The sequence below is a fragment of the Bradyrhizobium pachyrhizi genome (assembly GCF_029714545.1).
GTDB classification, from domain to species: domain Bacteria; phylum Pseudomonadota; class Alphaproteobacteria; order Rhizobiales; family Xanthobacteraceae; genus Bradyrhizobium; species Bradyrhizobium pachyrhizi.
On record NZ_CP121667.1, the window covers coordinates 7,038,514 to 7,063,421 of the forward strand.

Here is a 24,908-nt window from a genome sequence, read left to right on the forward strand (position 1 = left end):
TCGTTGCCATTAAGACAGCGAGGGAAACCTCGAATTATGCTGAGTCAGAACCCTCCGGCTTCGGTGTAAACTGTTGATAGCAAGGAAAAACTGCGATCAGCTTACAGCCAACTCTGCATAATCATGTGCTCCACATAATTGCGGAAGTCGACGGGATGGCTGGCCAGGAACACCTTCACGCCGGAGGGGATCATGCCGAACGTACCGCCCGGATCACCCGCTGTAGCTGCGCCTCGTCGACGTCCACGCCGGCGCGCACGATCACCTCGCCAATGGCAATTTCGATCACCGCGCCTGACACAGACGCCATCTCACCCCCGCAACTCGAGTGCCGCTCGCGATAATGTCGTTCCGCCCGAGCGTCACGGCGCCACGCGAACAGCTGCGACGGGTGAATGCCGATCCGACGAGCGATCGCCGATACGCTCGCGCCAGGCTCCAGCGCCTCCGTCACAATTTGCGCCTTGAACTCGTCCGACCAGCGTCGACGAAGCTGCCGCGGGCGCTCCCTCAAGACGGTCGGCGACCGCTTCGATCATATGGAAGGTTCTAGTTCCAGAACTAGGCGCAGACATAGAAGCTCACATCGGCTCACAAACTCAGCAGCCGATAGCCGATTGCTCACCCCTTGCGCCAGACGGGGTCTCTTTTCCGCTTACGAAGAAGTCCGGTCTGGGCAAAGCCATCCGCTACACCCTCAACCATTGGGACGGCCTGACGCGCTTCATCGACGACGGACGCATTGAAATAAACAGCAATACGGTTGAGCGCAGCATCAAGCCGATAGGCCTGGGAAAGAAGAACTACTTGTTCGCCGGAAGTGAAGGCGGCGCCGAGACATGGGCCATTCTCGCCTCGCTCATCAACTCGGCAAAGCTGCAAGACATCGACCCGCGGCACTATCTGACCGATGTTCTCGAACGCATCATCTCTGGACGTACCAAGATCAATCAGCTGCACATGCTGCTGCCGTGGAATTGGAAGGCCGAGCGCGACAGTTCACCGGCAAAGCTCCCCGCCTGATCAGTTCGACGGCAGGGCATCTGGAACGTCCTGCGCATCGCTGGTGTCGTCATAGATCTCCTCGCGACGCGCAGCGTCAACTCGTGCAGATAGACTTGCAGCGCCCTCTCCAGCTCGGTGAACTCTGGCAGCAGCACTTTGTCGACGAAGCCTCGTGACGCGCGGATCATCACCGTGTTGCGTCGCTGGCGGTGATAACGAAACGGCCGCAGCCCGCAGCGACGGCAAAGCGCCAAGAACAGGTGCCGCGACCATTGGTCGGGAAGTGAGAATTGCTGTTCGATCGGTGGATCGTGGCGAGCGAGCTCCTCGACCCGGGCCCGCACCCGCCGCAGCGCGGCTTCCGCCGCAAGGCGCTCACCAGCAGTTCCCGCACCCACGAACTACGCCTCGATCTTCCGAAGCTTCTCGCGCAGCTGAGACTCGCTGGTCATTCTGATCCCCGTTGCCCGCTCCGAACCGGGATCACCCCATCACCGCGTGCCCGCGGCGTCAATCATCCCGACCGCGCTATCCGGAGCATTCCGCGCGAGTCAAGCCCCGGCACGGTGAGCTTCCCGTGACGCTCACGGTCAATCTCTGGCCGTCTCCCGTCTGGACGAACTCATGCCTTGGGCCTGGGCCGCCGAGCGCGGTAGAAGCCTCGCCGCTTGACGAACTCCGATCCTGGATCGCAGTCGAACCTGAGGGCCTCGTCGCCACCGGCACGGTGCCCTCCGGCAGCTTCAATAAGCCGTCGCGGGCCGCCCTGCGCCAGGCCGAAAGTTGCTGCGGCGAGATCTGTGCCGACGAGCGACCTCCAACATCACCGCGCCTGGCGCGTAGGACTTCGCCACGATCTCTGCCTTGACATCGTCGCACCAACGACGGCGCCGAACCCGAGCCCGCAATGCGTCAACAACATCCGCAATCATGCTGCGATCCGCTCTCTTCATAACGGAAAGCATATTGCAGGCCAGTTCGCCTACAACAAGGTGGGGGAAAATGACCGCTTACACATTAACCGTTGAACGGCGATTAACGTTTCGGTTTAGGCGTTACGAACCGACGCCGCTCGTGGGCAAGGTCGCGCGCCCGGGCCCGAGGCTCCGTATCCACAGGGCGGTGAGATAGCAGATCATTTTTCGATTCGCGTCGACGATCATGCAGACCCGTCGCTCCGACAGGCCAATCAAGGCCTTCAGGTGCGCCACAGCGGCGCACTTGGCGGCGGCCCCTACCATATTTGCAGAAGCTAGCGCATTGTAATGGCATCGAGCAGCTCGCCCAGTAGCTTCTTCAGCTTCGCGTTCTCCTTCTCGAGTTCCTTCAGCCGCCTCGCTTCAAGAAACTCCATGCCGTCGAACTTGGCCTTCCAATTGTAGATCGTCCCCTCGCAGACTCCGTGTTTGCTAGCCAAATCAGCTGTCGTCGCCCCAGCCTCATGCTCCTTCAACATCGCGATAATCTGCTCTTCCGTGAACCTTGCGCGCCTCATTTGTCCGCCTCCGGCCGACATGCGTACGTCCTACGGTTCCTCGATCCGACCGTATGTTTCGACAATGTGTTGCGTCGTAAGATGGTGGTCTTGCGTTCTCGCCTCCGCAATGTTGGCAAGCCGACGACCGGAGGGGAAGGTTAGGCGAGCGCTGATATTGAAGTGAGGGTACTTGCCTCGGATTCTTGAGTGCAATTCAGCGGCAACTGCTACATCGTACGAAGCAATGTGCCTACCGCCCCAGACCTCTATGATCTTGTCTAAAGGGTATGATCGACCCAACATCCTCTTGGTTAGTATTTGTGCGTCCAACCATTGATAGGCAATCCTCACACAGTCGTCGTGTTCATGTTCAACGCTTGCGTGTTGATAGTTGACGCGCTTTTTAGCACTCGCAATTTCGACTGCTGAGAGCATGGGTAATGCTGAGAGCATGGTTAAAGGTTTCGACATCGATATAACATGGCTCTGCTGAACGCTCGCGAGGTTAGTCTTTCACGGCTGCCGGAAGCTACTACCAAGCTTGGTAGTCGTCGCCACTCGCGGTTATTGGCGAAGGAGCCGAATTTGAGATGCAACGCCACCCGATTATCGGCTGTCGAACGATCTCAACATATTCCCCGACCTCGTTCTCAATAGAATAAATGCACTCAAACCCTAAGAAGCCGGGATGATCGGCGCTAATGCTCCGCCATTCCAGTGGAAATCGCCGATCACGGCTTCGGTGGAACCGTCGATCAGATGAATATTCGAAAGCTCAGCCCGTATTCGTTCTTGCCGTCGATCGGCATGCTGCCGTCCCCGGTGTAGCGCGTCAGATAATCCCACTGGTTCAGTGTGTAGGACAGGGCGTCGCCGAGCTTGCTGTCAGGCAAGACCTTCGGGGCCATGTCATCGAGCCATACCTTGAGAGCATTGAGGATGGGGACACTATGTTGCTGGCGGAAGCGGCGAATGCAGTCGGCCTGTGTTTCACCCCTCTCCGGTATTCCGTCCCGCGCCTGCCTTTCAACCCGGTAGAGCTGTTCGAAGAACCGGAGCGCCTGTTCCGGCGGCCCGCCACCCTTCTTTCTCGCTTTGAGTGCATCGACGAAGCGCCGCCTGGAATGGGCGATGCATCCAAGATGGGTTGCCCTCGCCAGCGTGCGCCAGGCGGTGTAGCCATCGCTCATCAATATCCCGCGGTAATCGGCGAGGAAGGCCTGCGGGTGTATCTGGCCGCGGCCCGGCTGATAATCGAGCAGCACGATCGGCTCGTCACTGTCCTCGCCGCTCCGGTAAGCCCACATATATGACGTGCTGGCGGCCTCTCTGTCCATTTCCTTCAGCACCTAGACCGTGGTCTCGTCACCATGGATGAGGGGCTGCGATCTGAGCCGCAGCTTCAGCGCGTCATAGATGCGGGAGAGATGTTTTTCGCTCGAGCCGATCACCCAGTGGCCCAGAGCGCCTCGGCTGACAGGAACGCCGGCGCGCTCGAATGCCTGCGCCAGGCGGTAGAGCGGTGTGCCATCGACATATTTGTGAACCAGCGCGAACGCCAGCGTCGAGGGCGTAGCAACGCTGCCCGGCAACGGTTGCGTCGGCATCGGCGCGGTCACGACAGGGGCGTGGATCCCGGTGCGATCGCAATGGCGGCACGCATATTTGAAGCGCACATTCTGTAAAACCTTCGCCTTCACCTCGATATGAAGTTGCTCGGTGACAGCCTCGCCCATGCGATGCATCTGGCCACGGCAGCAAGGACACGCCTTCTGATCGTCGGACAGGTCATACTCGACGCGCTCACGAGGTAGGTTCCCCGGCAGCGGCCTGCGGCCGCGCTTCTTTCCCATTGTGTTTTCGACGGGTGGCAAGCCCGTGTCCGGAAGTTCGGCGATATTGTTCGTTTCACTGCCGGCGTCCTCCTCATCGGAGGCCTGCTCGGCTTCATTGAAGAGACGATCAACATGCTTTTCGCTGCGCGGCGCAAAACGATGCAGGCGTGCCAGCGCCAGTTCTTCCTCGACTTGGCGACGCGGTCGGCGAGTTGATGGTTCTCCGCCTGTAGCGCAGCAATGCGTGCCAACAGCACTTCAACACTCGGATCGCCGGTTCGATTCATCGGATTCTTGAATCTGAACCGTACCGACGCGTCAACCGCTCAACTTGAGAGCTCAGCCGCCAACCTGATATTGCCGCACCGGATGGCGGACCATCGCATCGATATCGATGCCGTCAAGGATCCAGTGCAATTGCTCCGTCGTCAGCGTGACGATCGCCTCCTGGCGGCGCGGCCATCGGAACCTGTCTTCGGTCAGCCGCTTCAGGACCAGTACAAAGCCGGACCGATCGAAGAACAGAAGCTTCATCCGGTCGCAACGGCGATTGCAGAACGCAAAAACCGCCGGAGTGAATGGATCGAGCGCCATCGTCTCCTGGACCAGGACCGCAAGGCTGTTGATGCCAGCCCGGAAGTCGATCGGCTCACGGTGCAGATAGACCTGCAGGTCATCGCCCAGTCTAAACATCGCCCAGCGCTCCGATGATCGCCGTCAATGCATCCACATCGCCGCATTCCAGCGCGAGCTTCACGCCGTTCGGCAGCGACACGCTCACTTTGGCCGGAGAACAAAGAGCTGGAGTCCCTTTGGGTTCCGAACCACGCACTTCATCGTAAGCCGGCAAATCAACCCTCGCCACGCTGTCTTTTCGCGACAGGTCCCGCTCGGACTTCCCCTCAAGCTGAACCGGGATGAACGCCGGGCGTTGAGGACGGCGGCAGTGACCTGGTCGCGCTGTGCTTCTTGATCCACTTCCGAAGGAGGTTCGCGTTGACCCCATGTTCGAGTGCAAGCCTCGATACCGAAACCCCAGGCTCAAGGCAGGCCGCGACAAGACGCTCTTTCGATCCCGCCTCGTAGCGCCGGCGACCGTTCCGGCCGACAAGCCTGACCCGCAGTTTCTGATCGTCGTCGCTCATCAGGTGTCCATCTATTTTGGTGGACACCTCATGCATCAGGGCACTCAAAAGCAAAAGGTGCGGAGAAATTCGCGCTTACGAAACACAGGCCGACTGCATTCGCCGCTTCCGCCAGCAACACAGCATTCCCGTCCTGAACGCCCTCAAGGGATGGCTCGATGACATGGCCCCGAAGGTCTTGCCTGACAGCAAGCTCGGCGACGCCGTGTCCTACACCCGGAAGCAATGGGACTATCTGACGCGTTACACCGAAGATGGCAGGATGCCGATCGACGATAATCTTCTGGAGCGCGACATCAGGGTTTTTGCAACTGGCCGAAAGTGCTGGCTGTTCAGCGACACCGTCGACGGAGCCAGGGCCGGTGCCGTTGTCTACAGTCTGATGCTGACCTGCCGCGCCTCACGCGTCGAGCCGTTAACATGGCTGCGCCACGTGCTCACCGAGTTGCCTCAGCGCGCGGTCGATGCAGATATCGACGACCTGATGCCTTTCAACTTCGCAAAAGCCGCCACGTCCTGAAATCGCCAGGCACCGTCTTCGATACCGAAGGCGAGCCGTCAACACCGCCGGCCTCGCGTGCCGCGAAACTCGCGCTTACATTCTAACTACGCACGACCGCACTCACAGCTCGGATGGAAGACACCCTCCGAGTTCGCCTTCACCTGCCACCCGCGCCGGGATCTGGCGCTGCGCTATGCCGATGGCTCCGCGCCAGCTCCCGTCGCTACCACCGCTCAACTGGGCAAATCCAATGGCTTGAGCGAACTCAGAACTGGATAAAATCTGGGGGCAAGGTCACATCTCGTCCAGCAATGCGCCTGCAGTGCAGACAATCAACGCGCCGGGCTGATCATCCCCTTCGCCTATGTCAAGGATAAGCCGCAGTCGGTCAGCTCGACCACGACGTCGGTTGTAGAAATGACCCCTTTGCGATGAGTGATTGCCAGCACGGTCACATCTTCCGCTAGGCTGCGAATATGGTCCAAAATGTCCCGCTCGGTTCGTTCGTCAAGCGCGGAGCTGGCCTCGTCGAGAAGAAGGATCGCCGGCTCGCCATAGAGCGCGCGGGCAATAGCAATACGCTGGCGCTCCCCGCCTGAAAGCTTCAAACCGCGTTCTCCAACGGTTGTTTCAAATCCTTCCGGCAGAGCCTCGATAATGGGGAGAATAGCGGCTTTTTCCGATGCACCGCGAAGGCGCACCTCGTCGCGGGGCCGTCCTAGCAGAATGTTGTCGGCTAGCGACTCATTGAGCAACATCACGTCCTGCGGCACAACAGCAACTGCGGCATACCAATCCGTGTGATCGATGGTTGCTATATCGGTTCCATCGACCAGAATACGGCCGCAGTCTGGCTCAATCGATTTCAGGACGAGCTTGAATATTGTCGACTTCCCCGATCCGGTTTCGCCGACAAGGAAGGTAATGGCGCCGCGCCTAGCCATAAACGAGACATTCGTAACGCCACGACCGTTGTCGTAGGCATAACCAATGCCCTCGAAGGATAGCTGGCCAGCGGAGGGCGTGAAATCATGAGCATGAGATGTTCGCCGCTCTTCTGGTGCGACCCACAGTCTGGCGAGAGGAATGAGGTCGGCTCGCGACCGCGCCGCGTCAGAAATCGCGCGCGCGACCATCTCGAAGGGCATATTGAGTTGGAGTAGAAGTGTGTTGAATAGCACAATATCGCCGATCGTGACCGCGCCGGCCCGGTATTCAGGTATTAGAAGGAGAAGTGTGACAGCAAATTGTAGCGCGATGGCTAAGCCGAGCACGGCTATGTAGGCCAATCGTTGAAACACGTAGGTTCGCCAGTTATCGCGCACTTCCCGCGCCTTCATCGTAAAGCGCTGGCTCATCCAGGAATGACTGCCGAAATGGCGCAACGTGTCCATGGAGTTCATGACGTTGCCGACGAAACGCGCATTCTCCTGTCCGGCTTCGATGGCCCGGTCCAGAAACACGCGCGCCCGACGCGTGGAACTCCACCCCAATGTAATCGCGACAGCCCCATAAGCGACGACGATTGCAGCGATCTGGATATTGACGAGCACACCGAGAATAGCGAGCGTAAGCAGAAGCTGCGCTGCAGCCGGGATGAATATCATAATTCCAAGCTGGACCAACGTCGTCAACGCGCTGCACCCGCGCGCGGCCGCACTCTGTATCTCCACGGGATTGTGCTCAAGAAAAAAGGCTGAGGTTTTTATCAGGATGCGATCGAAAAAGCGAGTTGCAGCGATGAAGCCCAGGTTCTCGGCTGTCATGAAGGAAAGATACTGCAGCATGCGCTGCAATGCGGAGGCTATGCCGAGCAGGACCGCATAGCCGGCGAATCCCCAGGCAAACGCCGACATGCCTTCCCCCCGCGGGAGGCGATCAATGAGACCCGAAAATACATAGGGGGCTGCGACGCTGCTCGCGCTGGAGATCAGCACCACTGTGGCAACGATGAGAAGCAAGCGCCGATCGGATCGCCAGTACGCATGCAGAATTGCCGAAACCGGCGACAATGTGCTGTCGTCGACCTGATCTGCGGCGGATCCAGGGAATGGGGCTTTGCTTGCACTGAGAGAGCCGACATGGCCTTGCGATCTGGATTCCATAAGATCTCACGTAAAGATGCGGCTCTGCGGAATTTGCTGCCGTTTACCGTTACTAAACTCCAACCCAATTCTGTCCAGCACCGTCATCCAACCCCGCCAATCTTGGTAGGTTGTCGCCCGGCTTCCCACATGAGAGACGCTATAGAGTGGCTCGATACGCTGCCGCGCCACACGACGAGAAGCCCGATCACGCTATCAATAGGAACACGACATGAAGAGCGCAACTGCAGACACGTCTAAGCGGCCATCGCGGTCCGATACAACTGACCTCCCCTTACCGGTGCTGCCACCTCCCACTACTTCGTATCCGAAGGGCCCCTTCCCTAGCGACAGCGCTAACGAAGGTTACCTTTAAGATCATTCTTCGCTCTGTTACCGCCTCTCACACGAGAGGCGGTAACGTTTAAGTCGAGGCACAAATGCTCAAGGCCACTCTAAAAATAGCCGACCTGGAAAACTTCGATCCTGTTGTCAAAGGCTGTTCGATAGAGTTTGGTGAAAGCTGCATCTGGCCATTCCAACATAAGAGTCTTGAGAGCTCGTTAGTGAAGAGCACTGAGCAATGGTTCTTCGTCATACGTGAGCGTCAAGGAGCGGCGGACGGGGCTGGCGTTCATTCGGTCGTAATAGACCATGCGTCTACAGATCAATTTCGTCAGCACTACCAGAAATGCATGCACTGGCCGCTCGATTTTATCGTGATCGAGGCCGCTCGCCGGGGTCCTCGGTTGCGTGTACGAGCAGGCCATATTGGCAGCCTCCCAATTTACTTCCACGTGGAGGAGCGCACTCGCACGGTTACGCTCTCCTGGGATTTTGTCGAGTTTTTTGATGAATCGCGAGCGATTGATGCAGAGATTATCGCGCATCACCTGTCGATGAGAACGTTCTACTCTGCGCGACAGGCCTGCGTTGGCGTTAACCTGCTGACTGCTGGCTCCACCTTGTACGTCGACAGATCGGAAACGTCATTTGACTACGGCGCGACAACTTCATCAGCCCCTGAGCTCTCCGGACGAGAGGAGAGCGATCATGTCCTTGAGTTTTCGGATACTCTTCAGGCGGTTGTTCGTTCGCGGCCGACGACCTTCTGCGCAAGCGCTGTGGAGCTGAGCGGAGGAATGGACTCCGCTTCCGTCGCAATTGCTGTTGGCGAGAGCGTAGCATCGCTAGCATGTGGCGGGATACTATTGGGCGACGGGAGTAGCCCCAAGCAGATTGACCGCCGAGCGTGCATTTTGAGCGCACTGAACTGCCGTGATCACAAAGTTGAAATGTGCGCCCACATGCCGGCGATTGATCTAGATCTTGACCTGAAAGGACGCCTGCCACTCAATTCAGAGTATTACCTTGAGGCGTTCGGGTCACTCTGGGATCGGTTTCGCGGTGATGGCTGCGAAATAATCTGGTCCGGCATAGGAGGAGACGAGCTTTGCGCTCTCTTCAGCAGCGACGAGGGGGAACCCAGATCTCCCTCTTCACCGCATCTGGATATCGCGCTTGGGGTTGCAGAAGACCTGTTGACGAAACGCGGGCTCGACGCCGCTCGTTCATCCTTCCTTTTTAGCGCCCCCCTCAGCGCCACTCTATCCACAACTCTGCTCGCAAGTCTTTGTCATGCTCGCCCACTCGCGACGCGAGGTCTTTGGCCCGTCCGCCCATTCGGCGATCCGAGATTGATCAATTTTGGAGCGAAGCTTCCGTTTGCACTTCGCTCGGGCAAGGAACTCCTTCGTTCTTATTTGAGTGAGCGCTTGGGCTCTGACGTATTTCCACACGGATACGCAAAGGAGACTTTCGCGCTTGTACTGCCAAAGGCGATTGCGGCTCGTGCGGACATAATTTCATCACAGCTTGCGTCTTGCGCCTTGGCTGACGTCGGCTTGGTTTCGCAAGAGGCTGTCATGGCGCTCTTGAACAGGGTGATAACAACACACGAATTTTCCGCAACAAGCACCTTGGCTCGCTTTTTATGGGCGGAACGTTTCGTTCGACAACTCTGTTGATTGCTCGTTGGCCGCGGAGAGTAGCTGGTCAACCTTGACGGGTGCCTCAAAAAAGGGTGCTCGGCAGTCCAGGAGGGCTCGATGACCCGCACATGCAAAAAACGTCCAATGGTCCGGCACGCATTAGTCGAACACATCGGCGCGTGCCTCGTCTCTGGTTCGGTAGATCTTGCTGCCGGTCCGTTCGGTCTTGAGCGACGAGAAGAAGCTCTCCATCGCCACGTTGTCCCAGACGTTGCCGGAACGGCTCATGCTGAAGAGAATGCCGTGGTCGGCCATCAAGCGTACGCATACGACGAGGACCGCCTGATTGACGCGTGCGCGCGAGGCTCGGCGAGCTGTATGATGGCGATGCGTGAGGGTCAGGCGGCTTGCTGATCGGTGGGGTTGGCTTGGTGCAGGAGCTTCCATTCCCATATGTGGACGGCTCCCTCCTTGCAAGATATTGTTCAGTGATTTGACGGATCGCTTGCCACCATATGTCCGGCCTTTGCATGCGGTCGCGCATGACCGCTGGCCAAGATGGGTTCCGCAACGCGTGTTCCTAACAAGGCAGCGACCTCGGAGGGCCACTGGGAATGACGGAGTGTCACGAGTTGTGGATCGATCGATCGCACCATCTGCTCTTCTCATGCAAGTTCACAGCATCAGCGCAACACGGTAGTTTCTGTTCTCACCGTGGTCGCCAATCCTCTATATAGCCTTTGGCTGTTCCTCCATTTGCCGATACGTTTCACCGCTCACCATGAGCTTCCAGGCAACGCGGGCGATCTTATTGGCAAGCGCCACGGCGACAAGTTTGAGGCTTTTTCGTTGCAGCAGGTCGGTAAGCCATCGGGAGGCATGTTTGCTTCGACCTGCTCTTACATGCTGAAGAAGAGCGGTCGCGCCGACCACCAATGTGCTCCTCAACATTTCGTCGCCGGCACGTGTAATGACCCCAAGCCTGACCTTGCCGGCCGTCGAATGATCTCTGGGTGTGAGCCCTATGGAGCGGATCAAGGCAGAACAAAGCGGATATTATTCAGGCCGAAGCGCTATCGATGGCATTGAGCGCATATTCGCATTCCGTAAAGTTAGAGACTACCCACTTGTGGTAAGCATTGGCAGTGCGACGGACGAAGTCTGCGGATTCCGAGATGATGGTGCGCAGCGTACCGACTTGATGGTGCGCAGGGTTCCGAAATGATCGCGCGCAGCATTCCGAGCATTCTCCGCGCAGCATTCCGATTTGATCGCGCGCAGTTTCGGATGGTGTGAGGCCTGATCGTTGGGCCATTTCTCCGGCTGGAAACAGCTGGGAGAATTGGATGCCGACGAGGAGGGTTGTCATGCGCCAGGTGCGCGAGATTGTGAGGTTGAGCCTTGAGGCTGGGCTCTCGACGCGCGTGGTTGGCGAGCGGGTCGGCGTCGGGCCGACGACGGTACGTGACACGCTGAAGCGGTTTGCGCGCGCGGGTCTGGCATGGCCAGTCCCGGAAGCGACAAGCGACGCGGAGCTGGAGCAACTGCTGTACGGGGTGCCTGGCGTGAAGCCGGGTCGCCGCAAGGTGGTCGAGCCTGACTGGTCCGCTGTTGCCCGCGAGCTCAAGCGCAAGCACGTGACTTTGCAGGTGTTGTGGGACGAGTACATTGCGGACCATCCGGACGGGTACCGGTATAGCCGTTTCTGTGACTTGTTCCGCAACTGGGAAGGCCGGCTGCCGCTGCTGATGCGCCAGCACCACGGCGGGGCGAGAAATTGTTTGTCGACTATGCCGGCGACACGGTGCCGGTGTTGACCGTAAGACTGGCGAGGTGCGCGACGCGCACATCTTCGTGGCGGTCATGGGCGCGTCCAGCTTGTCGTTCGCTCTGGCGACGTGGACCGAGCAGCTCGGCGACTGGATCGCGGGACACAACGCGGCCTACAGCTTTTTTGGCGGCGCGACGCAACTGCTGGTGCCCGACAACGCCAAGGTCGCGGTGATCAAGGCCTGCCTCTATGACCCTATGGTCAACCGCAGCTACAGCGATATGGCGCAGCATTACGGCACGGCGATTTTGCCGGCACGGCCACGTCGCCCGAGAGATAAGGCGAAGGTTGAGGCCTGCGTCGGAATCGTCGAGCGCTGGCTGCTGGGGCGGCTGCGCAACCGAACCTTTTACAGCCTGGCCGAACTCAACGGCGCGATCGCCGAGTGGCTGGCCAAGCTCAATGACGGACGGGTGCTGCGTCAATATGGCCGCACACGGCGCCAGCTGTTCGAGGAAATTGATGCGCCGAATCTTAAACCGCTTCCCGGCGAGCCGTGGGTCCATGCCGAATGGCGCCGATGCCGGGTCGGCCTCGACTATCACGTCGAGATCGAACGACACTACTACTCGGTGCCCTATCGCTTCGCCCGTCGGGAGGTAGAAGCGCGGATCTGCGCGCGAACCGTTGAAATCTTCCTGGGGGGCGAGCGTATCGCCGCGCACATGCGCGGCAGTGGCAACGGGCGGCACACGACGATCAGCGCCCACAGGCCTTCCAGCCACCGGCGCTATGGCGAGTGGACGCCGGCAAAGATCCGCAGCGAGGCAAGCCGGATCGGCCCGACGCTGCGCCAGGTGGTCGACCGGATCATCGAGGATCGGCCGCATCCCGAACAGGGCTATCGTTCTTGCCTGGGCATCATCCGGCTTGAGAAGCGCTTGGCGCCGAGCGCCTCGAGGCGGCCGCGTTGCGCGCGCTTGAGATCCAGGCTCGCAACTACCCGAGCATCAAATCGATCCTCGAGAAGGGGCTCGATCGCGTCCCAACGCCTGCGTCGCCTGAGCGCGAGCCGATCCTACACACCAACATCAGAGGCTCGAACTATTACCACTAAGGAGAGAAAATGCTGACACACCCCACACTCCACCTGCTTACCCGGCTCGGCCTTACCGGCATGGCCGAGGCCTTCACGAGCCTCACCGACAACGAGGATGCCCAGGGTCTCGCTCATGCCGAATGGCTGGCGCTGTTGCTGGACCATGAAGCGACTTGGCGTAACAACCGGCGCCTGGCGCTTCGTCTTCGCAAGGCAAAGCTGCGTCATCATGCCGTGCCCGAGGACATCGACTACCGCGCTCCCCGTGGGCTCGTTCGACATGCTGCTCAAGGGAGACTGGATCAGGAACCATGAGAATTGCGCCATCGTCGGGCCAACCGGCGTCGGGAAAAGCTGGCTAGGCTGTGCGCTCGGCCACAAGGCCTGTCGGGACAACCACTCTGTGCTTTACACCCGGTTGCCGCGGTTGATCGAAGAACTGGACCTTGCCCGGGGCGATGGCCGACTCGCCTCGCGGATGAAGAGCATCGCCGCCGTCGAGCTCCTCATTTTGGATGACTGGGGCCTCCAAGCCATCGACGCCAATGCCCGTCATTATCTGCTCGAAATCCTCGAAGACCGCTACGGCCGTCGGTCAACACTCGTCACCAGCCAGCTTCCAATTGCCGAATGGCATGAGCTCATCTGTGGACGCCCCGCAAGATGCAAGCGGTTTTTGAGAAGATCGGCACGTAGTCGGATGCTGCCATCTGTCCGGCCTCTGATGCAGCGATATAGCTGCGGGCCCGTATGGGAGTTCGCGGACCGGAACCAAATCATAAATGCGTGCTCCAGGCACGATGAGTTCATCTGGTTCTTCCGGCCCCGTCTCGCCGACTGTTGTGCCATACCCCTCCTTCGACCGACTAAACCTCTGACGACTTCAGGCCCGCCAAGATCATGCCTTGGCTGCAACCGGAGCCCTGTAATTCTCCTGCTTCACAAGAAGTGCCCAGACGACCCGCGCCATCTTGTTGGCGAGCGCGACGGTTACCAGCATGCGCGGTTTGCGAGCGAGCATCTGTTCGAGCCACGAACCCTCTGGCGCGCCGCGTTTGCTCGCCTGCTGCACGACAGCGCTGCTGCCGATGATGAGGAGGCGCCGAAGCGTGCGTTCGCCCATCTTGGATGTCCCGCCGAGCTTCTGCTTGCCGCCCGTCGATCTTTGAAGAGGCGTTAGCCCAAGCCAGGCCGCGAAGTCACGGCCTTTGGCAAAAGTCTCGGCTGGCGGTGCCAGAGCAGCAATCGCGGTAGCGGACATTGGGCCAATGCCAGGAATGGTCATCAGCCTGCGCGATACTTCGTCCTCACGAGCACGTCGCGCGATCTCTTTGTCAAGATCTGCGATCTTGCCATTGAGACTGGCGAGCAGGTCTAGCATCAATCGGAACATGGCGTGGGCCGCTTCCGGAAGCGAGCTGACCATCTCTTCTTCCTCGATGAGGTCGGCAAGCCTCGCCATATGCGAAGGCCCGTTGGGTGCGATCCAACCATATTCCGTGAGGTGTCCTCGGATCGCGTTGATGAGCTGAGTTCGCTGCCGTACCAACAGATCGCGGGTTCGAAACAGCAGACCCGCCGCCTGCTGCTCTTCGCTCTTTACGGCCACGAACCGCATGCTCGGCCGCTGCGCGGCTTCGCAAATCGCCTCAGCATCGATCGCGTCGTTCTTCTGACGCTTCACGAAGGGTTTTACGTAGGCCGGCGGGATCAGTCGTACCTGGTGGCCAAGCTGGGTGAGCTGGCGAGCCCAGTGATGAGCCCCGCCACATGCCTCCAGCGCGACAGTACAACTCGGCTGAGCTGCGAAGAACTCGAGCACCTTTCCCCGGCTAATCCGCTTGCTGAACAACGCTCGACCGCGCCCGTCTACGCCGTGAGCGTGAAAAACATACTTGGCGATATCCAGACCGATTGTGATAACCTCTGACACGGACGCCTCCCTTAAGTGGTGCTCAACACTTCCACTTTGGCACATCGATGCCTCGGCGGGGCGTCCACCCCATCATAAATGACCCAACTTACGCGGATGCCATACTTGATCGCCTGCTTCACAACGCTCACCGGCTCGAACTGAACGGCGACTCCATGCCTCGCCCGCCCCGTTCTTCCTCGGCCTTGATTACGCGGGCGGCCGATGAAGACCGAGACTGCAGCCCGCGAAGCTGACCGGCCGCTACAGCACTGTTGGGGGTGCGCGTCCGGTCAGCTTCGCTCCCTCGAGCGACCACGATCAAACATCAGACGTGATCTCTTCGGCGGCCGCTTGACCGCCGGCTAACGAAAGTGCCAATTGCCTTGACGATCGGGTACTTCACCTGCGCGCGATCAGATCGGAACGCTGCGCGGCATCAGATTGGAATACCTGCGCGCGATCATTGGAATCCGCAGAAGTCTTCGCACAATACCGGCAGGACCGCGACCGAGGTATTGCGTTCGCAGCTGTATTCACCATCGTCGCCGTCATCGTTTCGGCCCTGATCGGCCGTTATCAACCTGGACTGGCGAGAGCACGCGACGCCGCTGAGAAGGGAGCACGTGCACGCTCGGAGTTTTTTGCCATGATGAGTCACGAAATCAGGACGCCGGTGAATGGGGTCATCGGCTTGGCCGACGTCCTCGCTTCGGCTGAGTTGCCGCCTGAGCAGAAGAATATAGCGACCACGTTACGCTGCTCTGCAGATCACCTTCTCCAAGTTCTCGACGACGTTCTGGATTTTTCGAAGCTGGACGCTCAGAAGGTCAAAATCGAAGCCATCGACTTCAATATTCACCAGTTAGTCTCGACGTCGATCGATCTTTTTTCGTCCCGAGCCAAAGCCAAGCATCTTCGACTGACCTCGACGATCGAAAAGAGCGTCCCGCTCATGGCGAATGGCGATCCGGCGAAGCTGCGTCAGATCGTGTTGAACCTCATCGGGAACGCGATCAAGTTTACCCAGGCGGGCTATGTCGACGTGCGAGTCAGGGCTGAGGCGGGCCGCGGAAGAGCACTGACTCTGTTTTTCGAGGTCACTGACAGCGGGGTCGGGATTCCCCCTGACGCCATGGCTTCGCTGTTCCGCGAGTTCTCGCAGGTCGATAGTTCGGTGTCTCGCCGCTTCGGCGGTAACGGCCTCGGCCTTGCCATTTGCAAGCGCTTGGTGTCCTGCATGGACGGTGATATCCAGGTCGAGAGCGCCCCGGGCAAGGGCAGCAAGTTCCGTTTCTTCATTCAGGCGACATCCGTTCTCGACGAACCACAACAGCAAAACGATCCGCCGCAGAGCTATGAAGCGAACCAATTGCATCTGCCGCTGCCGAAAGTACTCGTTGCCGAGGACAACCGTACCAATCAGTTCGTCATTTTAAGTCAATTGCAGAAACTCGGGGTCAAGCCGGATCTCGTCGAGAATGGCGAGCAGGCCGTGACCGCGCTCCGGACGGAACGCTATGACCTCGTCGGCGATCAGGGTGAGACTTCGCATTGCCTCGCCCTAAAAGTTACCGGATGCTGAGCCGTTGCCTCACGTAAATTGCTCCCTTGGACTGGGAACGAGCGGGAGCGAAGATGGGGTGGCTAAGCATGGGGACGCGGAAGGAACTGACGGCGGCGGCAGGCGCGCGCTATCCTATGAGGCGGCGGCGATCGAGGCGCTGCCGGTGACGCTGTTCCTGGAGGCGCACAAGCGAGCGCCGAAGCAGATCATCCTCGATCTCGACGCCACCGGGGATGTCCCGGGTTCTGTTGAATTTCTGAAGAGGTCGGCTTTGCCCCCCTTGAGCCGGTAGCTCGGAGTGCTGATTCCACAAAGGAGAGCAACGCCATGACGAGAGATATCACACCGGCTGGTTAGCCGGCCACTGGGGGCTGTGGACGAAGCGTATGCAGAAGTGCGGGCGAGCTTCGATCGGTTCTGCCTTGCGGCAGGGATCGAGGCGCTCGGCACGATGATGGAGGCGGATGTCACGGCGGCCTGCGGGCCGCGCCACGGTCGCGATGCGGCGCGGCGGGCGCACCGTTGGGGCCGAACGCGGGGACGGATCGGTTTTCACGGCGGCAAGATCGAGGTCGAGCGCCCGCGGCTCCGGGGCGTGGACGGCCGCGAGGTCACGATCCCGAGTTGGGAAACGGCAGCGCAGGAGGACTGGCTCGGTCGCTGGGCGATGAACCTGATGCTGATCAATGTGTCGACGCGCCGGTTCGGCCGCGCTGTCGGGCTGCCCGAGGGTGACGTGCCGGCAGCCCGGATCGGGGGGTTCGAAGTCGGCGGCCTCGCGGAGGTTCGTAGCGCTGTCGGCGGCGCGGCTGGCCGACTTCATGGCTGCTGATCTGTCCGCGCTCGACCTTCTGGTGGTCCAAATCGACGGGCTGCATCTCGGCGACGATCTCGTGCTGGTCGCCGCGATCGGGGTTGACGGCGAAGGCAACAAGCATCCGCTGGCGCTGGTGGAAGGGGCGACCGAGAATGCCGCAACGGTTCAGGTCCTGCTGGACAACCTGGTCTCGCGCGGGCTCGACCCGACGGTGCCAAGACTGTTCATCGCCGACGGCGCGAAGGCGTTGTCGAAGGCGATCCGCCGCACCTTCGGTCCGGCCGCTGCGATCCAGCGCTGCCAGATCCACAAGGCGCGCAACATCATGGAACGCCTGCCGAAAGAGCATCATGCGGCCACCCGTCGGGTGCTGCGCCAGGCCTGGGAGCTCGATGACGCCGACAAGGCCGAAAAATTGATCCGCAATCTCGCGCGTCGACTCGACCAGCAATGGCCCGGCGTAGCGGCCAGCATCCTCGAAGGCCTCGACGAAATCCTGACTGTCGTCCGGTTGAAGCTGCCGAAGCAGCTTCGTCGATCGCTCGCCTGTACCAACATCGCCGCGAAGATGATGGGCACCATTCGCCGCGTCACGCGCAACGTCAAACGCTGGCGGGATGCCGGTATGGCCTTGCGATGGTCGCGGCCGGCATGATCGAGGCCAACAAGGGCTTCCGACGATTGAAGCGCATAAGCAATTGTCGGTTCTGCGTGCGGCTCTTCAAGCTCGCCACAATCGCATGGCGATCATCCCCGTTGCCCACGTCACGAGGGCCGCGTAACATTCATTCCGGCAACGTCAGCCCGACCTAGTTCAACAGCGATCGGGACATCCCCGTTGGGTGACGATGTCTCCGAGATCGCGGGCCGCTGTCAGGACGGCCCACAGGCAAGTAACGCTTGTCGTTCTGCCGTGATGGGCAGGCAGAACGTGGGCACGGCGATAGCCGTAGTGAACGCGGGCATGACAGATCTCCTTGATCTGATGTTCGAGGGCAGCCTGGCCGGAGCGACGCGATTTGTAGTGGCATGTCGATCAGTCGAGTGCCGCGCAGGTCCTGCGGATCAAGGCCTGCCACGTGCCGCGGACTCCGTCGACCAGCTTGCGCTTGCGGCTAGCCTCTCATAGCTTTCGGCGGAGCACGTCCTGCAGCATCTCCTTGTCGAGCGACAAATCCGCCACGAGCTTCTTCAGCTTGACGTTCTCGTCCTCGAGCCGCTTCAGCCGCCGCATCTCGGTCGGCAGCAGCCCGTCATACTTCTTCTTCCAATTGAAATAGGTCGCCTGGCTGATCCCGGCCTTGCGGCTGATGTCCGCAACCGAGACCCCGTCATGGCCCTGCTCGAGAATAAACGCCTTCTGGGCGTCCGAACATTTTGAGGTCACCCACGCGCAACGAAAAGTGTCCCTGACGGGGATGGGCGCGGGCTTCACACTTTTCATAGACTCGGCAAGGCTCCAATCATGCAGCGCATCGTCCGATAAATTGGCATAGACAAGCTCACGCCAGGAGGCACCGACCTGACGCCACTTCTCCTTCCTCGCAGGAAGGGCCTTCAGCCTTCGTTGAAGGTCAAGAGCGAACTGGGCCCGCTCCGAGTTGGGGTCACTTGTAACCTCTGAGATAGCCCTCCGCATTAAGTCCTCTGCGCCCTTCCAACCCGCGTCGCCGAACCAACTTGAGGCAAAATACTCGAAGCAGGCCCGAAACTTCACGGCTCGGCCCGCGGTCCGGTGTGTCGGCACATCTGGCTCGCTCAGCCACTGTTTGAGAGCTTGGACCTGCTCGGGTTTCCCTAACGCAAGAAAAACGTCATCGCTTTCGAATAAAAAGAATCCAGCGCAGGCACCGATGTCACCTTGGACCTCTGAGTCTTGCTTTTCCAACCAACGGGCGATTGCTTCCAGCGGCGACATGGAGTCTTATTCTCCTGAGGCTGTCGATCCTGTACAGAGTGAGCGCCCCCGCGAAAGACTCACGCACCGCATTGCGGCGTTGCGATCGAAACCAAGCAGGATAGTCTACGCATCGCTAATGGGGCTTAGGCCGCTCATCGATCCTGGTAGGTCCAAATGGGGACTCCAGGTGGAACATTTAGGCTCATGCCCGAGGATGAGCCTTGCGCAACCCGACCGTCACCTTCTTAGGTAGACGAACGTTGGCCACCGAAGTTAGCAGCCTATGGCACAGCGCTAAAGTACCTGCCAAGCGCGGAGCAGCGACTGATGGTCGGGGCGGACGATAATGCCATGTGCCGATCTTCTTCATCAACTCTCAACGTTGGTAGTTGACCGTACCTAAGCAGCCGCACAACGTATGATGGTTTATCGTTCGTAGTTGAGCCTGGTTTGGTTGTGGTGTGAACCGCTCCGAGTTTGCCGGAGTGATCTTCCCCCTGCAGCGAGACCGAACTTTGGACCACCCAAAACTAGAGTTTTGCGCTTTGCTCACGTTGGCGGGCTGGTTGCGCCGACGTGGTTTTGCAGCAAAATCGGCGGTCTGTTGCCGATCGCCCCGTGGGGCCGTTCTTCGTTATAGTATCTGCGCCAAGTCTCCACTTTTTCCTGGGCGTCCGCAAGGGACAGGAACCAGTGCGTGTTGAGGCATTCGGCCCGGAAGCGACCATTGAAGGCCTCGATGAACGCATTGTCAGTCGGCTTGCCGGGCCGCGAGAAGTCCAGTGTGACGCCGCGCTGGTAGGCCCACAGATCAAGATCGCGCGACACGAACTCGCTGCCCTGATCGACGCGGATCGTCGCCGGGAATCCCACTTCCTTGCAGGCCCTTTCCAGGATCGCCACGACGTCGCTGCCGCGGAAGGTGAACCGTGGCGCCAGCGCCGGTGAGAAGCGGGAGAAGATATCGACGATCGTGAGGACACGCAGCTTGTGTCCCGTCGCCAACTGGTCATGGACGAAGTCCATCGCCCAGGTCTCATTCGATCGTGTGGCCGGTCGCCGGTCATCGCGCAGCTTGGCCTTGACCCGGCGCTTGGGCGTTTTGTTGCGCAATTGCAGGCCCAATTCGCGATAGACGCGCCGGGTCTTGTTCTGGCCATGGCGCCAACCTTCACGGCGCAGCAGGACGTGAACCCGACGGTAGCCGTAGCGGATGCGCACATGGCAGATCTCCTTGATCTTCTGTTCGAGGGCGGCCTGGCCGGAGCGGCGGGACTTGTAGTGATAGGTCGATCGGTCAAACTCGAGCGCGTCACAGGCCTTGCGGATCGAGACCTGCCATTCGCCACGGACTTCGTCGACCAGCTTGCGCTTCCGGCCAGGCTTCATAGCTTTCGGCGGATCACGTCCTGCAGCATCTCCTTGTCGAGCGACAGATCCGCAACCAGCTTCTTCAGCTTGCCGTTCTCCTCCTCGAGCTGCTTCAACCGTCGCATCTCGGTCGGCAGCAATCCGTCGTACTTCTTCTTCCAGTTGAAATAGGTCGCCTGGCTGATCCCAGCCTTGCGGCAGATCTCCGCCACCGCAACGCCATCGTTGCCCTGCTTCAGGATGAACGCTTTTTGGGCGTCCGAAAACTTCGAGGCCTTCATCGTCTTCGCTCCTCCCAGCCGCGGGAATCGACGCGAAAACTCTAGCCAAAAATGGTCCAGTTTGCCGGCCTCAGATCAGGTGCCAGAACTCGACGTCGTATAGCGCGGCGATCTGGGTCGGAAGAGCGCGGCAATCAAGGTCGCAAGTCAGTGTCGCGGCGTAGTGATGATTGCCGCGATGATTGTCGCGCGCAAGAGCTTTGTTGGCTCTGATTGACGCGGAGCGTCAATCAGCACGTGTTTTTGATGTCGCGTGCTCCGGCGGCCGTCCTGGACCGCGCTTTCGCTCGATCGCGGTGCGGCGGCGATAGCTCTCGACGTTCATCTCGATGATGGTAGCGTGGTGAACGAGGCGATCGATGGCGGCGAGGGTCATAGCGGGGTCCGGGAAGACCCTGTTCCATTCGCCAAAGGGCTGATTGGCGGTAATCAGCATCGAACGCCGCTCGTAGCGTGCGCTGATGAGTTCGAACAGCACGCTGGTCTCGGCTTGGTCCTTGGAGACGTAGGCAAGATCATCGAGGATGACGAGGTTGAAGCGATCGAGGCGATTGATGGCGGCCTCGAGATTGAGCTCGCGGCGACCACCTGGAGCTTCTGAACGAGGTCGGTGGTCCGGGTGAAGAAGACGCGCCATCCGTTCTCGATCAGGGCAAGGCCGAGAGCTGCTGCCAAGTGGCTCTTGCCGCCGCCAGGCGGGCCGAACAGGAGCAGATTGGCGCCCTTGCCCAGCCAGCCGTCGCCTGCGGCGAGCGCACTCACCTGCGCCTTGGAGACCATCGGCACGGCCTCGAAGTCGAAGCTGTGGAGGGTCTTTCCGGCGGGCAGCCCCGAGCACGTCGGCTCTTTGGCTCTAGCTGGTTTTCCTGATCCAGATTTGTTCGATCGTTGCGCCCATTCGGGTCGTCGCCTTCTCACACCCCCTTCACCAACGTCAGGCTATTTCGTGCTGCATACGATCATGCCGTCACTGCCTGCGCCGGGTTCCGATAATCCTCCTTCCGGGTGAGCATGGCCCAAATCGTGCGAGCCATCTTGTTCGCCAAGGCGATCGCCACGAGCATGCGCGGCTTCCTCGCCAGCATCTGCGCCAACCAGGATCCGCTCGGGATCGACTTGCGCCCCAGCCAGTTCAGCCGCGACATCGCCCCAACTGGCGAATGTCCGCCTGTCCTTCCCTCGAAACGCTTCCGAGCCTCTCCTTTCCGCCTGAGGAATGTTGCCGCGGGACCGGGCCCAACCAAGCCGCGAAGTCTCGGCCACGTTTGAAGCTCGTCATGTCGGGTGCGAAAGCCTCGATCGCCAGCGCAGTCAGCGGGCCGACCCCCGGCATTGTTTGCAGCCGCTGCGCCGTGCCGGTCCGCGCCGCCAGCTTCTTGAGCTGCTCTGTCTTGGTGTCGATCCGCTCCGTCTTGTGGGCGATCTGGTCAACGAGACTCTGACATTCCTCGCGGACCAGCTCGGGCAGATCGCTGTTCGGGTCCTCGAGGATCGCCTCAAGGCGCTTAAGTTGCTCGATTCCTTGTGGGATGACATGGCCGAATTCGTAGAGAACAGCACGCAATGCATTCGCCAGATCAGTGCGCTGATGAACAAGGCGCTTCCGAGCCCGAAAGAGCACTGCTCTAGCCTGCTGTTCTTCCGATTTCGGCTCGACGAAGCGCATCTCGGGGCGCTGTGCCGCGATCACGATTGCTTCGGCATCAGCCGCGTCGTTCTTTTGGCGTTTCACAAAAGGCTTCACATATTGCGGCGCGATCAGTTTCACTTCATGGCCGAGTTTGACCATCTCCCGCGCCCAATAGTGGGCGCTGCCACAGGCTTCCATCATCACCACTGCCGAGGGGGGCTCCGCCATGAACTTCCGAAACTGGAGCCGTGACAGCTTCTTTCAAAACTTCAAGTGCCCCGCCATTGATGCCCCGTGGAGGTGAAACACGTTCTTTGCCAGATCCACTCCGATCACCGTATCCATCAATTTGCCGTCCTCTCCGCTTCGTGGTTCAAACACCACGTTCTTGGCACATTACGATGCCCGTCTGGGGAGGGTGGCAACCATCCCATCTCATCTGGTGATCGGTGCCAAGGCGGGTTTCTCGAAAGCGAGTGCGTATCGGATCGAGGGCGATGCGCGTCCGCCATCCCAGAAGAAGGGGCCAGGGGGCGGGGACGGATCCGATCCGCTCGCCCCCTACTGGGGACGCCGAGATCATTCCGATCCTGAAGGCTGCACCCGGCATCCGCGTGATCGGCGTGCTGGACGAACTGCGCCGACGGCATCCCAACCTCAACCCCGCGCTCAACGGCCCCGAACAGGACGTGATCTCCGCCAGGAGCACGAGCCCGCTGGTTCCGGCCGACCGCGCCGGCCTCATTAGCCGCCGCCGGCGGCGTCTTGGTTTGTTTCGCGTGACATGACAGTTCCTTCCGTTCGCTCCCCGATATTAGCGGAACGGCGCCCCACTCGGTACCTGTTGAAAATCGCTGCGATCCAGCTTATAGTCACGCTGGTCACTATAGTCATAGGAGCGGATCGTGACAGCCTCCCGAAAGACCCCTGCCCCCGAAACCGACCATTGGACCGTGGCTGGCGCCAAGGCGCGCCTCTCCGAGGTGATCGAACGCGCCCAGACCGATCCGCAGATCATTACCCGCTACGGCAAGCCCAGTGTCGTCATCGTCTCCGCCGAGGAATGGGCGCGCAAGACCGACCGCAAGGGCACGCTCGCCGAATTCCTGATGGCCTCGCCGCTGCGTGATGCCGATCTCGATCTCGAGCGGGTTCGCGATCAGCCGCGCGACCTTGATCTATGAATGTCCTGCTCGATACCAACGTGCTGTCGGAGGTTCGCCGGCCGGCGCCCGATCCGAAAGTGCTCGCGTGGCTTGATACGATCGACGAGGACCGGGCCTTCATCAGCGTTGCGTCGATCGCCGAACTCCGGCGCGGTATTGCCCTGATGGACGACGGCCGCCGTCGCGAGGCGCTTTCCGCCTGGCTCGCGGAGGATCTGCCGGCGCGCTTCGCCGGGCGGATTCTGTCGATCGACCCGGCGATCGCCGGGCGCTGGGGTGATCTGATGGCGCAAGCCCGACAGAGCGGCTTTGCGCTCTCGGTCATGGACGGTTTTTTTGCGGCTACTGCTCTCGACCGGGAGCTCGTACTCGCGACTCGCAACACCAAGGATTTTGCGCCGCTGGGTGTGCCGCTTTTGAACCCCTGGACCGATGAAGGAGCGCTGGGATGACCGTCGCTGCCCGCCTCCCGGACGCCGCTTCGCTCGAAACCGTCCTGGCTGGCCTCGGTCCGGCGTCCGCCGACGCGGACCTGATCCCAGCCTTGACGATAGCCTTTCCAGGCTTCGCGTTCGGCATCGCGCCGATCGATGACGATTACTGGCGCGACACCCGATCGGTTCTGCGTCCCGACGGCACGCGGCTTGGCGAATTGCGGCCGTGGATGATTGCCGAACTGGCCAAGGAAAATGGCGATGTGACGGCGGTCTGGGAGCGGTTGAAGGAGATCGATCTTCAGATCACCGAATGGCGCGGCACCAGCGTCTTCGTGTCGGCGCCGACGGGGCCGGGTGTCGCCGATTACGTTCAGATAGCGCTCGGCCGCGAGATCGAGTGGCGCGCCGGCCCGATCGTCAATCCCAACTACCGCCAGCAGCGCGTGATCCGCGAAGTCGGGCCCCAAGGAACGCGCGAGACGTCGTTTCTGGAGGCGGTCCCGGACTTTTTCGACTTTGTGCCGCGCGAACTGCGGTTCTTCCGGGACTGGGAGGAATCGAGCGCCGGACCGCAGCACATCTTCGCGAATTGGGCCCTCGATGCCCGCGATTATACCCACAAGAGCGAGCGCGAAGTCGGCTTCATTCCCCGACCGCTGAAGCCCCCGAAAGAGCGGCTGCTCACAACGGGGGACATTTCGGTGCACGCGCTGATGGACCGGATCGAGGCCGTGGACCGCGAGGTCGGCCTGCCCTTCGGCTGGTTCTTCCTGATGACCCATGGCCACTGGGTCGATCCCGATGTCGGGCACGCGATCGCTGAAGGCCTGAAGGCCCAGCGCGTGCGCCTGCCCGACCCCGACGCCCGCGTCCTGCTGCGCTGGGCCGATCGAACCTACGGCTTCTGACGGAGCGCTG

Annotated in this window: 15 protein-coding genes and 16 pseudogenes; 15 read left to right on the forward strand and 16 right to left on the reverse strand. The window is 60.2% G+C overall.

Annotated features, from left to right (window positions below; genetic code table 11):
- Positions 1–190: 190 nt before the first annotated feature.
- Entirely contained in the window at positions 191–454 is a 264-nt protein-coding gene (locus QA639_RS42015) for a transposase (protein WP_428841090.1), read from the reverse strand.
- A gap of 209 nt (positions 455–663) precedes the next feature.
- On the opposite strand from QA639_RS42015, the pseudogene QA639_RS33395 reads away from it, so the two are divergent.
- Positions 664–1,023 (forward strand): annotated as a pseudogene (locus QA639_RS33395) (IS66 family transposase); the annotation flags it as partial.
- Here QA639_RS33395 and QA639_RS33400 read toward each other — a convergent pair.
- From QA639_RS33400 to tnpA, 6 genes and pseudogenes are all read right to left on the reverse strand, one after another.
- Positions 951–1,403 carry a hypothetical protein gene (locus QA639_RS33400; RefSeq protein WP_283088161.1) on the reverse strand — a complete coding sequence of 151 codons (453 nt, stop codon included), beginning with the start codon at positions 1,401–1,403 and terminating at the stop codon, positions 951–953. The pseudogene QA639_RS33395 and the gene QA639_RS33400 overlap by 73 nt on opposite strands.
- A 345-nt stretch (positions 1,404–1,748) precedes the next feature.
- Positions 1,749–1,970: a transposase gene (locus QA639_RS42020; protein ID WP_428841091.1), complete on the reverse strand. Its 222-nt coding sequence runs from the start codon at positions 1,968–1,970 to the stop codon at positions 1,749–1,751.
- A gap of 94 nt (positions 1,971–2,064) precedes the next feature.
- Positions 2,065–2,500: pseudogene (locus tag QA639_RS33405) on the reverse strand (transposase); the annotation flags it as partial.
- Between the two features lie 743 nt (positions 2,501–3,243).
- Positions 3,244–4,604 (reverse strand): annotated as a pseudogene (gene tnpC / locus QA639_RS33410) (IS66 family transposase); the annotation flags it as partial.
- 52 nt (positions 4,605–4,656) lie between these two features.
- On the reverse strand, positions 4,657–5,010 hold the full coding sequence (gene tnpB / locus QA639_RS33415; protein WP_283088162.1) for an IS66 family insertion sequence element accessory protein TnpB: 354 nt from the start codon (positions 5,008–5,010) through the stop codon (positions 4,657–4,659).
- A pseudogene (tnpA, locus tag QA639_RS33420) lies at positions 5,003–5,462 on the reverse strand (IS66-like element accessory protein TnpA). The gene tnpB and the pseudogene tnpA overlap by 8 nt, the downstream one beginning before the upstream one ends.
- Positions 5,463–5,541: 79 nt before the next feature.
- Between tnpA and QA639_RS33425 the strand changes: the two are divergent.
- Together QA639_RS33425 and QA639_RS33430 are read left to right on the forward strand one after the other, a co-directional pair.
- Positions 5,542–5,982: pseudogene (locus tag QA639_RS33425) on the forward strand (IS66 family transposase); the annotation flags it as partial.
- A 72-nt stretch (positions 5,983–6,054) separates the two neighbouring features.
- Positions 6,055–6,243 (forward strand): annotated as a pseudogene (locus QA639_RS33430) (IS3 family transposase); the annotation flags it as partial.
- Positions 6,244–6,326: 83 nt separating this feature from the next.
- On the opposite strand, the gene QA639_RS33435 reads toward QA639_RS33430, so the two are convergent.
- The gene (locus QA639_RS33435) at positions 6,327–8,069 is read right to left on the reverse strand and encodes an ABC transporter ATP-binding protein (protein WP_283088163.1); all 1,743 of its coding nucleotides are present in this window, start codon (positions 8,067–8,069) and stop codon (positions 6,327–6,329) included.
- A gap of 419 nt (positions 8,070–8,488) precedes the next feature.
- Between QA639_RS33435 and QA639_RS33440 the strand changes: the two genes are divergently transcribed.
- Positions 8,489–10,075 carry a hypothetical protein gene (locus QA639_RS33440; protein ID WP_283088165.1) on the forward strand — a complete coding sequence of 529 codons (1,587 nt, stop codon included), beginning with the start codon at positions 8,489–8,491 and terminating at the stop codon, positions 10,073–10,075.
- Positions 10,076–10,198: 123 nt separating this feature from the next.
- Here the strand turns inward: QA639_RS33440 and QA639_RS33445 are convergent.
- Positions 10,199–10,360: pseudogene (locus QA639_RS33445) on the reverse strand (IS3 family transposase); the annotation flags it as partial.
- A gap of 408 nt (positions 10,361–10,768) precedes the next feature.
- Positions 10,769–11,065 (reverse strand): annotated as a pseudogene (locus QA639_RS33450) (transposase); the annotation flags it as partial.
- Between QA639_RS33450 and QA639_RS42025 the strand changes: the two are divergent.
- From QA639_RS42025 to QA639_RS33460, 3 genes and pseudogenes are all read left to right on the forward strand, one after another.
- Entirely contained in the window at positions 11,064–11,264 is a 201-nt protein-coding gene (locus tag QA639_RS42025; RefSeq protein WP_428841093.1) for a PDC sensor domain-containing protein, read from the forward strand. The pseudogene QA639_RS33450 and the gene QA639_RS42025 sit on opposite strands and share 2 nt — an antisense overlap.
- 142 nt (positions 11,265–11,406) lie before the next feature.
- A pseudogene (gene istA, locus QA639_RS33455) lies at positions 11,407–12,927 on the forward strand (IS21 family transposase).
- 9 nt (positions 12,928–12,936) lie between these two features.
- Positions 12,937–13,594, forward strand: a pseudogene (locus QA639_RS33460) (ATP-binding protein); the annotation flags it as partial.
- 213 nt (positions 13,595–13,807) lie between these two features.
- Here QA639_RS33460 and QA639_RS33465 read toward each other — a convergent pair.
- Positions 13,808–14,842, reverse strand: coding sequence for an IS110 family RNA-guided transposase (locus QA639_RS33465; RefSeq protein WP_283088167.1), 1,035 nt, complete (start codon positions 14,840–14,842; stop codon positions 13,808–13,810).
- 71 nt (positions 14,843–14,913) lie between these two features.
- Between QA639_RS33465 and QA639_RS33470 the strand changes: the two are divergent.
- From QA639_RS33470 to QA639_RS33485, 4 genes and pseudogenes are all read left to right on the forward strand, one after another.
- Positions 14,914–15,078: pseudogene (locus QA639_RS33470) on the forward strand (ATP-binding protein); the annotation flags it as partial.
- A gap of 209 nt (positions 15,079–15,287) precedes the next feature.
- Positions 15,288–16,406: an ATP-binding protein gene (locus QA639_RS33475; RefSeq protein ID WP_283088168.1), complete on the forward strand. Its 1,119-nt coding sequence runs from the start codon at positions 15,288–15,290 to the stop codon at positions 16,404–16,406.
- A 58-nt stretch (positions 16,407–16,464) separates the two neighbouring features.
- Positions 16,465–16,680, forward strand: a complete 216-nt coding sequence (locus QA639_RS33480; protein WP_128089748.1) for a hypothetical protein — start codon at positions 16,465–16,467, stop codon at positions 16,678–16,680.
- A gap of 35 nt (positions 16,681–16,715) precedes the next feature.
- Positions 16,716–17,987 (forward strand): annotated as a pseudogene (locus QA639_RS33485) (IS256 family transposase).
- 128 nt (positions 17,988–18,115) lie between these two features.
- Here QA639_RS33485 and QA639_RS33490 read toward each other — a convergent pair.
- From QA639_RS33490 to QA639_RS33510, 5 genes and pseudogenes are all read right to left on the reverse strand, one after another.
- Positions 18,116–18,592, reverse strand: a pseudogene (locus QA639_RS33490) (transposase); the annotation flags it as partial.
- Positions 18,593–19,654: 1,062 nt separating this feature from the next.
- Positions 19,655–20,677, reverse strand: coding sequence for an IS3 family transposase (locus QA639_RS33495; protein WP_283090655.1), 1,023 nt, complete (start codon positions 20,675–20,677; stop codon positions 19,655–19,657).
- A pseudogene (locus QA639_RS33500) lies at positions 20,605–20,757 on the reverse strand (transposase); the annotation flags it as partial. The pseudogene QA639_RS33500 and the gene QA639_RS33495, both read right to left, overlap by 73 nt.
- Positions 20,758–20,983: 226 nt before the next feature.
- A pseudogene (gene istB, locus QA639_RS33505) lies at positions 20,984–21,585 on the reverse strand (IS21-like element helper ATPase IstB); the annotation flags it as partial.
- A gap of 131 nt (positions 21,586–21,716) precedes the next feature.
- A pseudogene (locus tag QA639_RS33510) lies at positions 21,717–22,732 on the reverse strand (IS110 family RNA-guided transposase).
- 152 nt (positions 22,733–22,884) lie between these two features.
- Between QA639_RS33510 and QA639_RS33515 the strand changes: the two are divergent.
- The 4 genes from QA639_RS33515 (at position 22,885) to QA639_RS33530 (ending at position 24,898) form a co-directional block, all read left to right on the forward strand.
- Entirely contained in the window at positions 22,885–23,175 is a 291-nt protein-coding gene (locus QA639_RS33515; protein WP_157348971.1) for a hypothetical protein, read from the forward strand.
- A 117-nt stretch (positions 23,176–23,292) separates the two neighbouring features.
- Positions 23,293–23,571 (forward strand): type II toxin-antitoxin system Phd/YefM family antitoxin, encoded by a 279-nt coding sequence (locus tag QA639_RS33520; RefSeq protein ID WP_283088169.1) that lies wholly within the window; start codon positions 23,293–23,295, stop codon positions 23,569–23,571.
- The gene (locus QA639_RS33525) at positions 23,568–24,005 is read left to right on the forward strand and encodes a type II toxin-antitoxin system VapC family toxin (RefSeq protein ID WP_028337910.1); all 438 of its coding nucleotides are present in this window, start codon (positions 23,568–23,570) and stop codon (positions 24,003–24,005) included. The genes QA639_RS33520 and QA639_RS33525 overlap by 4 nt, the downstream gene beginning before the upstream one ends.
- Positions 24,002–24,898, forward strand: a complete 897-nt coding sequence (locus tag QA639_RS33530) for a hypothetical protein (protein ID WP_283088170.1) — start codon at positions 24,002–24,004, stop codon at positions 24,896–24,898. Before QA639_RS33525 ends, QA639_RS33530 begins: the two co-directional genes overlap by 4 nt.
- Positions 24,899–24,908: the final 10 nt, after the last annotated feature.